The organism is Streptomyces sp. bgisy130 (genome assembly GCF_057708345.1).
In genome coordinates this window covers 1-10,609 of sequence record NZ_JBYISA010000080.1, presented here as the reverse complement: position 1 = coordinate 10,609, position 10,609 = coordinate 1, and the positions used below count along the sequence as shown (strand labels likewise).

At 69.7% G+C, this 10,609-nt stretch carries 11 protein-coding genes; 10 read left to right on the top strand and 1 reads right to left on the bottom strand.

From position 1 onward, the window contains the following. Positions 1-571: 571 nt before the first annotated feature. Both AC3EUV_RS37785 and AC3EUV_RS37780 read left to right on the top strand, forming a co-directional pair. Complete coding sequence (locus AC3EUV_RS37785; protein ID WP_016575747.1) at positions 572-874, top strand: DUF4193 domain-containing protein; 303 nt, start codon at positions 572-574, stop codon at positions 872-874. 14 nt (positions 875-888) lie between these two features. Then, positions 889-1,743 carry a hypothetical protein gene (locus AC3EUV_RS37780; RefSeq protein WP_432147068.1) on the top strand — a complete coding sequence of 285 codons (855 nt, stop codon included), beginning with the start codon at positions 889-891 and terminating at the stop codon, positions 1,741-1,743. A 20-nt stretch (positions 1,744-1,763) separates the two neighbouring features. On the opposite strand, the gene AC3EUV_RS37775 is transcribed toward AC3EUV_RS37780, so the two are convergent. Further along, positions 1,764-2,207 carry a DUF3093 domain-containing protein gene (locus AC3EUV_RS37775; protein ID WP_432147069.1) on the bottom strand — a complete coding sequence of 148 codons (444 nt, stop codon included), beginning with the start codon at positions 2,205-2,207 and terminating at the stop codon, positions 1,764-1,766. A 58-nt stretch (positions 2,208-2,265) separates the two neighbouring features. Between AC3EUV_RS37775 and AC3EUV_RS37770 the strand changes: the two genes are divergently transcribed. The 8 genes from AC3EUV_RS37770 to AC3EUV_RS37735 all read left to right on the top strand — a co-directional run bounded on the left by AC3EUV_RS37770 (position 2,266) and on the right by AC3EUV_RS37735 (position 10,502). Then, entirely contained in the window at positions 2,266-2,868 is a 603-nt protein-coding gene (locus AC3EUV_RS37770; RefSeq protein ID WP_432147070.1) for a PaaI family thioesterase, read from the top strand. Beyond that, positions 2,865-3,386: a dUTP diphosphatase gene (gene dut / locus AC3EUV_RS37765; RefSeq protein ID WP_042159747.1), complete on the top strand. Its 522-nt coding sequence runs from the start codon at positions 2,865-2,867 to the stop codon at positions 3,384-3,386. The genes AC3EUV_RS37770 and dut overlap by 4 nt, the downstream gene beginning before the upstream one ends. 1 nt (position 3,387) lies before the next feature. Continuing rightward, positions 3,388-4,155, top strand: a complete 768-nt coding sequence (locus AC3EUV_RS37760) for a DUF3710 domain-containing protein (RefSeq protein ID WP_432147071.1) — start codon at positions 3,388-3,390, stop codon at positions 4,153-4,155. A 326-nt stretch (positions 4,156-4,481) separates the two neighbouring features. Continuing rightward, entirely contained in the window at positions 4,482-4,571 is a 90-nt protein-coding gene (gene kdpF / locus AC3EUV_RS37755) for a K(+)-transporting ATPase subunit F (RefSeq protein WP_055544543.1), read from the top strand. Between the two features lie 31 nt (positions 4,572-4,602). Beyond that, entirely contained in the window at positions 4,603-6,279 is a 1,677-nt protein-coding gene (kdpA, locus tag AC3EUV_RS37750) for a potassium-transporting ATPase subunit KdpA (protein WP_435604859.1), read from the top strand. Positions 6,280-6,311: 32 nt separating this feature from the next. Next, positions 6,312-8,459, top strand: a complete 2,148-nt coding sequence (gene kdpB / locus AC3EUV_RS37745; protein ID WP_435604858.1) for a potassium-transporting ATPase subunit KdpB — start codon at positions 6,312-6,314, stop codon at positions 8,457-8,459. Positions 8,460-8,464: 5 nt separating this feature from the next. Then, on the top strand, positions 8,465-9,133 hold the full coding sequence (gene kdpC, locus AC3EUV_RS37740; RefSeq protein ID WP_432147072.1) for a potassium-transporting ATPase subunit KdpC: 669 nt from the start codon (positions 8,465-8,467) through the stop codon (positions 9,131-9,133). A gap of 673 nt (positions 9,134-9,806) precedes the next feature. Then, complete coding sequence (locus AC3EUV_RS37735; RefSeq protein ID WP_435604857.1) at positions 9,807-10,502, top strand: ABC transporter ATP-binding protein; 696 nt, start codon at positions 9,807-9,809, stop codon at positions 10,500-10,502. The last annotated feature ends 107 nt before the right edge of the window (positions 10,503-10,609 follow it).

The window sequence follows — 10,609 nt, the reverse complement described above, 5'->3', positions numbered from 1 at the left end:
GGAGGGCGGCGGGCTGATCATGCGGGTCGTCCTGCCGCTCTGACGCAGGCCGGAGCGCGGTTGTACGCCCGCTGGAGCGCCTGTACGCCCCCGTGGGCAGGCATCGGACATCTGTGCGTACGATCGCTCGTCTCGCGGCCGTACACCGCCTCGCCTCCCGGTTTGACGAGAAGGGGGGTCGGCATGGATCCTTCGCCCCGAGTTCGCTTTGCGCGGAATTGAACCGGTCCGCCTGCCGGTCTTTGCGTGTGTGATCCCTCACAGGCGCGAAATTCCAGCCATCTACGCTCTGTGATCAAAATGCCCGTCGGAATGCCGGGGAAGTCCGGGTTTCCGGGGGGTCGGATCACGGGAAGTACAGGTGGTGGGCTGCGCGAGGTGCGACTTTCGGACCGTGTACGGTCCTGATCGCCATCCAAACCGATCACCTCTTCAGGGGTGCGGTTGGGTGTCGATTGAGTAACAGACCTTGATGTGAGGCAAAATCTCCGCCTCAGGTCGGGCACAAGTCCGGCCTCTCACGCGTTACGAGCGCTGAGACACCGCAGACACCCAGAGGGGGAGAGCGAAAATGGCTACGGATTACGACACCCCACGCAAGACCGACGACGACCTCAACGAGGACAGCATTGAAGAGCTGAAGTCGCGGCGGAACGACAAGTCCGCCTCGGCCGTCGACGTCGACGAGTTCGAGCAGGCCGAGGGCTTGGAGCTGCCGGGCGCGGACCTTTCCAACGAAGAGCTCGCAGTGCGCGTGCTGCCCAAGCAGCAGGACGAGTTCACGTGCATGAGCTGCTTCCTGGTCCACCACCGCAGCCAGCTGGCCGCGGAGGACAAGAACGGCAACCCGATCTGCCGCGACTGCGCGGCCTGAGAACGGTCTGCGCCGTGGCAGGCGTGAACCCGTTCCGTAAGGGACCCAAGGGCGCCGAAGGACCGGCGGCCGGCGCACGATCACGCGAGGAAACCGCGCCCGTGCCCGCCGACCCGACCGCCCTCCCCGCGGAGCGGACGACCGGTGCATCGAAGGAGCGAGGCCGCACGGCCTCGCTCGCGGCCGTGCTCGGTCGCGGTGCCGGCGGCAGGGTGCGGGCAGGGCTCGCCGTGGTCGCCGACCGGATCATCGAGCTCGCCCCGCGGATCCCGGTCCGCGACCTCGCCACCCTGCGCGCCCAGTTCCCCGGACTGACCCCCGAGGACCTGGCCGACACGCTCGTCGCGGGTGCCTGCAAGGGCACCGCCACCGTCGGAGCGGGCGTCGGCGCGGCAGCGATGCTGCCCGTACCGCCCGCCATGCCGGCCGAGCTGGCCGCCGAGGTCACCGGCGTCGCCTCGGTCGAGATCAAGCTGATCGCCGAGCTGCACGAGGTCTACGGCCTGCGGCCGCCGGGCAATTTCCGGCAGCGGGGAATGGCCTACCTGATGTCCTGGACCGAGGAGCGGGGCATCGACATCGCGAAACCGACCTCGCTGAACATCGCCCTCGGCATGCAGATGCGGCGCGAACTGCGCCAGCAGATCATGAAGCGCACGCTGCGCAATCTCCCCAACCTCATCCCGTTCATGATCGGCGCCTCTGTCGGCGCGTTCATGAACCGCAGGGACACCCGGAAGCTCGCGGACAAGGTCCGCAAGGACCTGCGCACGAAGCAGGTCTCCTGGGAAGCCCTCCCCGACTCCGCGCCGGCCGCCCGCACGGACGGCGAGGGCACCGGCCGGCCCCCGCTCCCGCCGGTTGACTGATCCGGGCCGGAAACCGCAGGTCAGCTGCGTACGGCCGTCAGTGCCGCCACCAGACGCTCCGGCTCCCGGGTCGAGAGATAGGCGTACGGCGTCGGGTCCTCGGGGTCGGTGATCTCCACCCGCACCGCGGTGCGGATATAGCCGCGCAGCAGCATGAACGCCCGGGCGTCGGCCTTGTGCGTACGCCACGCCAGCGCCTCGTCCGCGTCCAGCGCCCGCGCCTCGCCCAGTGCCGTCGCCGGGATCTTCGCGTCGCCGGCGATCAGCGCGCCGCCCACCACCCGGATCCGCGCCGAGCCGTACCCGCTCACGCCCACCGCGGCCAGCGCCGCGCCGCCGATCAGCCCGCCGAGCATCGGGAGCGTCCCCAGGGGCAGCAGCATCAGGGCACAGGCGACGCCGATCAGCGCGGCGATCACCCACCAGGACCGGGGCGCGGTGAGACGTTCTTCGTACGACTGCATGGCTCCAGCTTGGCACGGCGGCGCGGGCCCGCTACGCGCGCGGGTAGGGTCTGCACTCGTGAGTGGAACTGACAGAACGCGGACGGAGCCGTCGCGGCTGACGCCACCGAGGGACGCCGTCGCTCCGGTCCGGCATGCCGAGGCGCCGGCACCCGGCGAACTCCTCGGCGCGCACTACGACCGGTGCTTCGGCTGCGGCACCGGCCAGCCCCACGGTCTGCACCTGGAGGCGCGGGCCGGCGACGGCGTGAGCGTGACCGCCGAGTTCACCGTCAAGGAGGCCCACCAGGGCGCGCCGGGTCTGGCGCACGGCGGAGTGCTGGCCACCGCGCTGGACGAGACGCTCGGCTCGCTGAACTGGCTGCTGCGGGTGATCGCGGTGACCGGCCGCCTGGAGACCGACTTCGTACGGCCGGTCCCCCTGGGCACTGTGCTGCACCTGGACGCGCGGGTCACCGCCGTGCACCGCAGAAAGATCTATTCGACGGCCGTGGGGCGCATAGGCGGCCCGGACGGCCCGGTCGCGGTGCGCGCCGAAGCCGTCTTCATCGAGGTGAAGGTCGACCACTTCATCGACAACGGCAGGACCGAGGAGATCCAGGCGGCGATGTCCGACCCGGACCAGGTCAAACGAGCGCGTGCCTTCGAGGTGAACCCGTGAGTCAGGTACGGAATCCGGTGGATGTGCTGCTGCGCCGGCTGGACCCGGATGTGCCCGTTCCGTCGTACGGGCATCCCGGCGACGCGGGCGTGGATCTGGTGACCACGGAGGCGGCCGAGCTGGCGCCGGGGGAGCGCACCGTGCTGCCCACCGGGGTGTCGATCGCGCTGCCCGACGGCTACGCGGCCTTTGTGCACCCGCGGTCGGGGCTGGCCGCGCGCTGCGGATTGGCGCTGGTGAATGCCCCCGGGACGGTGGATGCCGGGTACCGTGGAGAGATCAAGGTGATCGTGGTCAATCTGGACCCGCGCGAGCGCGTGCGGTTCGAACGATTCGACCGGATCGCCCAACTGGTCGTCCAGCAGGTCGAGAAGGTGCGCTTCCACGAGGTGGCGGAACTTCCCGGCTCGGCGCGGGCCGAGGGGGGATTCGGTTCCACCGGCGGTCATGCGGCGGTGGGCGGCTCCACGGGCGGGAATGAATACGCATCGGTCGGTGCCGACCGGGAAGGACAGTGACGTGTTCGGACGTCGCAAGAAGAACGAGGCTCCTGAAGAGTCGGCCAAGGACACCACGCTCGCCGACGAGCGAGCGGTGAGCGACGCCGACGAGGACGACGCGGAGCAGCAGCGGCTCAGCCTTCCGCCCGCGCCGCGTCCCGACGGTCCCTGGGACGCGTCGGAGGTCTCCGAGCCCGGCGAGGGCCGGGTGGACCTCGGCGGGCTGTTCGTGCCCGGTGTCGAGGGCATGGAACTCCGGGTGGAGGTCGCCGGTGACGCCATCGTCGCCGCGACCGTGGTGCTTCAGGACAGTGCCGTACAGCTCCAGGCCTTCGCCGCCCCCAAGAACGAGGGGATCTGGGGCGAGGTCCGCGAGGAGATCGCCTCCGGCATCACCCAGCAGGGCGGGGTCATCGACGAGGTCGAGGGCCCGCTGGGCTGGGAGCTGCGTGCCCAGGTACCCGTACAGCTGCCGGACGGCACCAACGGGGTGCAGGTCGTGCGCTTCATCGGTGTCGACGGCCCCCGGTGGTTCCTGCGGGGTGTGATCTCCGGCCAGGGCGCGGTGCAGCCGCAGGCCGCGGGCGTGCTGGAGCACATCTTCCGGGACACCGTGATCATCCGCGGCGATGCCCCGATGGCGCCCCGCGACCCGATCGTCCTGAAGCTGCCGGACGACGCCCAGATGGTGCCGGACGGGGTGCAGCAGGAGCCGGTCGAGCAGTCGCGCTTCGGCGGCGGTGTGGAGCGGCTGGAGCGCGGACCGGAGATCACCGAGATCCGCTGACACCCACCGGCGGCCGGGCGGCGCACAAGGCGCCCGGTGACGGCCGGAACATGACGGTCACAAGGGCCCGTACTCCCCGATGGGGGGTGCGGGCCCTTCCGTTTGTGCAGGTCAGGTCGTGGTGCGTAAGAAAGCCGTCAACGGAGCGCTAATGGCCGTAAGGGAGGCGTCAACAGCGGTCACGCGAGCCGGGAAGGGCGCTTTGCTCTAGGGGTCCTGTCCGCCCCATCCATCTAGGAGCACACGATGGCCGACGTGGCCTTCGTCGTCGTCACGATCGCGGTCTTCACGCTGGTGGCCCTCGTCGCCAAGGGGGTGGCGAAGCTGTGACCGCCGAAAACATCGTCGGCCTGATCGTGGCCGTCGCCCTGCTCGGCTATCTCGTCCTCGCCCTCGTCTTCCCGGAGAGGTTCTGAGGTGTCGACTGCTGCTGCCGCGGCGGGCCAGATGAGCCCTGTCCTCGCGAGTGTGCTCCAGCTGACCGCGCTCGTCGCGGCGCTGGCCCTGGCGTACCGTCCCCTCGGCGACTACATGGCCGCCGTCTACAGCTCTCCTCGGCACCTCCGTGCCGAGAAGGTCATCTACCGCTGCATCGGCGCCAATGCGGACGTCCAGATGCGCTGGCCGGCCTACCTGCGCAGCGTCCTGGCGTTCTCTGCGGCGGGCGTGCTCTTCCTCTACCTGCTCCAGCGCCTCCAGGGCGGGATGCCGCTGTCCCTCGGCTTCGCGTCGATCAGCCCCGACCAGGCGTTCAACACCGCGGCCTCCTTCGTCGCCAACACCAACTGGCAGTCCTACAGCGGCGAGCAGGCCATGGGCCACGCCGTGCAGACCGCCGGCCTCGCGGTGCAGAACTTTGTCTCCGCCGCCACCGGCATGGCCGTCGCCATCGCCCTGGTACGCGGCTTCGCCCGCTCGCGCACCGGGGAGCTCGGCAACTTCTGGACCGACCTGGTCCGCGGCACCGTACGGGTGCTCGTCCCGATCGCCGTCATCGGCGCGCTCGTCCTGGTCGCCTGCGGCACCCTCCAGAACTTCTCCGGCATCCACGAGGTCGGCCAGTTCATGGGCGGCTCCCAGCAGACCAACGGTGGTGCGGTCGCCTCCCAGGAGGTCATCAAGGAACTGGGCACCAACGGGGGCGGCTACTTCAACGCCAACTCCGCCCACCCCTTCGAGAACCCCACCGCCTTCACCAACCTCTTCGAGATCTTCCTGATCCTCGTCATCCCCTTCGCGCTGACCCGCACCTTCGGCAAGCTCGTCGGGAACGTGAAGCAGGGCTACGCCGTGCTCGCCACGATGGGCGTCATCTGGCTCGGCTTCACGGCGCTGATGATGTGGACCGAGTTCGCGCACGGCGGGCCGGCCCTGGAGGCCGCGGGCGCCGCCATGGAGGGCAAGGAGACCCGCTTCGGCGTCGGCTCCTCCGCGATCTTCTCGGTGGCCACCACGCTCACCTCCACCGGCGCGGTCGACTCCTTCCACTCCTCGTTCACGGCCTTCGGCGGCGGCATCCAGTTGCTCGGCATGATGCTGGGCGAGATCGCCCCCGGCGGCGTCGGCTCCGGTCTCTACGGCATGCTGGTGATGGCGATCATCGCCGTGTTCATCGCCGGTCTGATGGTGGGCCGGACACCCGAGTACCTCGGCAAGAAGATCGGCACCCGCGAGATCAAGCTGGCCGCCTGCTACATCCTCATCACCCCGACGCTGGTGCTCGGCTTCACCGCGGCCTCGATGGTGCTGCCGGACGCAGTGGGCTCGATGCTCAACACCAAGGCGCTGGGCGCCGGTTCGCACGGCTTCTCCGAGGTGTTGTACGCCTTCACCTCCGGCGCCAACAACAACGGCTCCGCGTTCGGCGGCCTCAACGCCAACACCCCCTGGTACAACACCACGATCGGTCTGGCGATGCTGCTCGGCCGCTTCCTGCCGATGGTGTTCGTGCTCGCCCTGGCCGGCTCGCTCGCCGAGCAGCAGCCGGTCCCGGAGACCGCGGGCACCCTCCGTACCGAGAAGCCGCTCTTCGCCGGGCTGCTGGTCGGCACGATCCTGATCATCACCGGTCTGACCTACTTCCCGGCGCTGGCCCTCGGGCCCCTGGCGGAGGGTCTGTCATGACCGCCCCCGTGAAACCGGAGGAGCCCGGCTCCATGTCCACCGCCACACCGACGCGCGCTCCGCACCAGGACGTCCCCAGCGGGCACAAGCCCGGCGACGGCCGGGTGGGCGGCGGCCTCTTCGACCCCAAGCTGCTGCTCAAGTCCTTCCCGGACGCCCTCCGCAAGCTCGACCCGCGGGTGATGGCCAAGTCCCCCGTGATGTTCGTGGTCGAGGTCGGCTCCGTGCTGACCACGGTCTTCGCCTGCATGTCCCCGTCGGACTGGTTCGGCTGGGCGATCGCCGTCTGGCTGTGGCTGACCGTCATCTTCGCCAACCTGGCGGAGGCGGTCGCCGAGGGCCGCGGCAAGGCGCAGGCCGACACCCTGCGCAAGGCCAAGACCGACACCGTGGCCCGCCGGCTGAACGGCGTGGTGGAGGAGCAGGTGCCCGGCACCGAGCTGCGCATCGGCGACCTGGTCGTGTGCGAGGCCGGTGACGTCATCCCCGGTGACGGCGATGTCGTCGAAGGCGTCGCCTCCGTCGACGAGTCCGCGATCACCGGCGAGTCGGCCCCGGTCATCCGCGAGTCCGGCGGCGACCGCTCGGCCGTCACCGGCGGGACGAAGGTGCTCTCCGACCGCATCGTCATCAAGATCACGACGAGGCCCGGCGAGACCTTCATCGACCGGATGATCAACCTCGTCGAGGGCGCCGCCCGGCAGAAGACGCCCAACGAGATCGCGCTGAACATCCTGCTCGCGTCGCTCACCATCGTCTTCCTGCTGGCGGTGGTCACCCTCCAGCCGTTCGCGATCTACGCGGGCGCCGAACAGCCCATGATCGTGCTGCTCGCCCTGCTGGTCTGTCTGATCCCGACGACGATCGGCGCACTGCTCTCGGCCATCGGCATCGCCGGCATGGACCGACTGGTGCAGCGCAACGTCCTTGCCATGTCCGGCCGCGCCGTCGAAGCCGCAGGCGATGTATCGACATTGTTGCTCGACAAGACCGGCACCATCACCCTCGGCAACCGCCAGGCCGCCGAGTTCGTGCCCGTACGCGGCACCACCGAGGCCGAGGTCGCGGACGCCGCTCAGTTGTCCTCACTGTCCGACGAGACCCCTGAGGGCCGCTCCATTGTCGTCCTCGCCAAGGAGAAGTACGGGCTGCGCGAGCTCCCACCCGTCGCCCACCACCACCCTTCAGGGGAAGCGCTTCGCGCCCTTCATCCGGGCGAGCTGGAGCACGCCGAGTGGATCGCCTTCACCGCCCAGACCCGGATGTCGGGTGTGGACGTCGACGGACGCAAGGTCCGCAAGGGCGCGTCCGGTTCGGTCATTGCCTGGGTCAAGGAGCGCGGCGGCACGGTCGCCGACGACGCCCAGCAGCTCACCGACGCCATCTCGCAGGCCGGCGGCACCCCGCTGCTGGTCGCCCTGGAGGACGAGAACGGCCCCCGCGTCCTGGGAGTCATCCACCTCAAGGACGTCGTCAAGGACGGCATGCGCGAACGCTTCGTCGAGCTGCGCAAGATGGGCATCAAGACCGTCATGATCACGGGCGACAACCCGCTGACGGCCAAGGCCATCGCCGACGAGGCGGGCGTGGACGACTTCCTCGCGGAGGCCACGCCCGAGGACAAGATGGCGCTCATCAAGCGCGAACAGGCCGGCGGCAAGCTGGTCGCGATGACCGGTGACGGTACGAATGACGCCCCGGCGCTCGCCCAGGCTGATGTCGGGGTGGCCATGAACACCGGCACCTCGGCCGCCAAGGAAGCCGGGAACATGGTGGACCTGGACTCCAACCCCACCAAGCTCATCGAGATCGTCGAGATCGGCAAGCAACTGCTGATCACCCGGGGCGCACTGACGACCTTCTCCATCGCCAACGACGTTGCGAAGTACTTCGCGATCATCCCGGCGATGTTCGCGGTGGCCTATCCCGGCCTGGACACCCTCAACATCATGCGGCTGGCCGGCCCCAACTCCGCGATCCTCTCGGCGATCATCTTCAACGCCCTGATCATCGTCGCGCTGGTGCCGCTCGCCCTCAAGGGCGTGCAGTACCGCCCCGTAAGCGCCGACAAGATGCTGCGACGCAACCTGGCGGTCTACGGACTCGGTGGCCTCATTGCGCCCTTCATCGGCATCAAACTCATCGACCTGCTCATCTCTCTGATTCCCGGAATCGGGTGACCGCCGTGAACAACTCCGTACGCAACACCGCCCGGTTGATCGGGGCGGGCCTGCGCGCCCTGCTCGTACTGACCGTGGTCTGCGGCGTCCTCTACCCGCTGGCGGTCACCGGGGTGGCGCAGGCGGCGTTCCCCGATCAGGCCAACGGGTCCGAGGTGCGCTCCCAGGGCAAGGTCGTCGGCTCCTCGCTGATCGGCCAGCGCTACGACAAGGGCCAGGACAAGCACGGCGAGCCCCTCCCCGACCTGAAGTACTTCCAGCCGCGCCCCTCGGCGGGGCTGGGCAGCAACAAGGCAAACGGCGTCAACCCCCAGTACGACCTCCAGGTCTCCGGTGCCTCCAACCTGGGCGCCACCAACACCGACCTCATCAAGGCAGTGAAGGAACGCCGGCACTGGGTCTCCACCACCTACAACGTCCCCGAGTCGAAGGTCCCGGCGGACGCCGTCACCTCCTCCGGCTCCGGCCTCGACCCGCACATCTCCCCGGCCTACGCCCAACTACAGACCGCCACGGTCGCCCAGCGGAACCACCTCCCCGCCGACGCGGTGGAGAAGCTGGTCGAGGAACACACCGACGGGCGCGACCTCGGATTTCTGGGGGAGCCGCGGGTGAATGTTCTGGAGCTGAACGTCGGGCTGAAGGAGCTGGTGTCGAGGGCGGGGAGGGGCTAGCGCGGGTGACCCTGGGGCCTGACTGAACAGGCCGTTTGGCTGAGCCGGTCGGGTGGCTGAACGGGGCGGTGTGGCTGAGTCGGCTGGTGGGTGCGGCGGTTGGCGTATCGAGGGTGCGTTGCCGCTGGGGGACAGGACGGGCGGCCTTGGGGAGATCTCCCCGGGGCCGCTCGGTCGGTTTTGCGCAAGGTGATGCTGAACGGTCGCTGGTTGAGGGTGGGGAGACTGGTTGTGGTTGTGGTTGTGGTTGTGGTCGGCGGCTGGGCTGGGCCCGAGGAATGAACCGGGTCGGTATCTAGCTGATGCGGCGTTGATCCGGGCCGGTCCGGAGCGTGCGGCGGAGCCGGTCCGAGAGTTATCCACAGGCGTTGCCTGCCGAAGCGCGCGGTACGCATACTGACGTCATCGGCAGGCGATCTAGGCCCCTCGATGAGGCGGCTAAGTCACTGTCAAGCAGGGGTAGTTGGCGTTACGGTCCGGTCCTGCGGCAGCGGCTGGGGGCCGGTGCGGAGGAGCGGTACGAGAGGGAGTGGGGGAGCAGCTCATGAGTGGCGGGGGAAGCGTGTCGGGTGAGAGCGGGCGCAGGGGCTGGGTGCGGAAGAAGAGGCACAAGGCGCTGGAGGCGGAGACGCGGGCAGGAGTGGCCGTCGCTGATCCGCCGGCGGGCGGTGCCATGGTCGTCGTCGAGGACCTGCACCGCAGCTACGGCGTCGGCGCCGGTACCGTACACGCCCTGCGTGGGGTGTCGTGCAGCGTTCCGCGGGGCGAAGTGGTCGCCCTGCGCGGCCGTTCCGGATCGGGCAAGACGACTCTCCTCAACCTCATCGGCGGTCTGGACACCCCCGACTCCGGGCGGATCACCGTCGACGGCACACCGCTGGCCGACCTCGGCGAGAGCGAGTTGCTGGAGATGCGGCGGGACCGCATAGGTTTCGTCTTCCAGTCGTTCGGGCTGATACCGATACTCAGCGCCGCCGAGAACGTCGGGGTGCCGCTGCGGCTGCGGAAGGTCCCACCGCGCGAGCGTGAGGACCGCGTCGCGCTTCTGCTGTCGCTGGTGGGCCTGGCCGAGCACGCCGAGCAGCGGCCCGGCGAACTCTCCGGTGGTCAGCAGCAGCGTGTGGCCGTCGCCCGTGCACTCGCCAACCGCCCCGCGCTGCTCATAGCCGACGAGCCGACCGGCCAACTGGACGCCGAGACCGGCATGGAGGTGATGGACCTGCTGCGCGCCGTCGTCCGCAGCGAGGGTGTCACGGCGCTGGTGGCCACCCACGACGCAAACCTCCTGGACCTGGCCGACCGCGTCCTGGAGTTGAGCGATGGGGTGATCACGGAGACGGGAGCGGAGCGCGAGGCGGGGGTGGGGTGAGGGGCGGGGGGGGGGGGGGGCAACCACCAGGGGGGGCAACCCCCCCCCACACCCCCCCCCCCCCCCCCCCCCCCCCCCCCCCCCCCTCCCCCCCCCCCCCCCCCCCC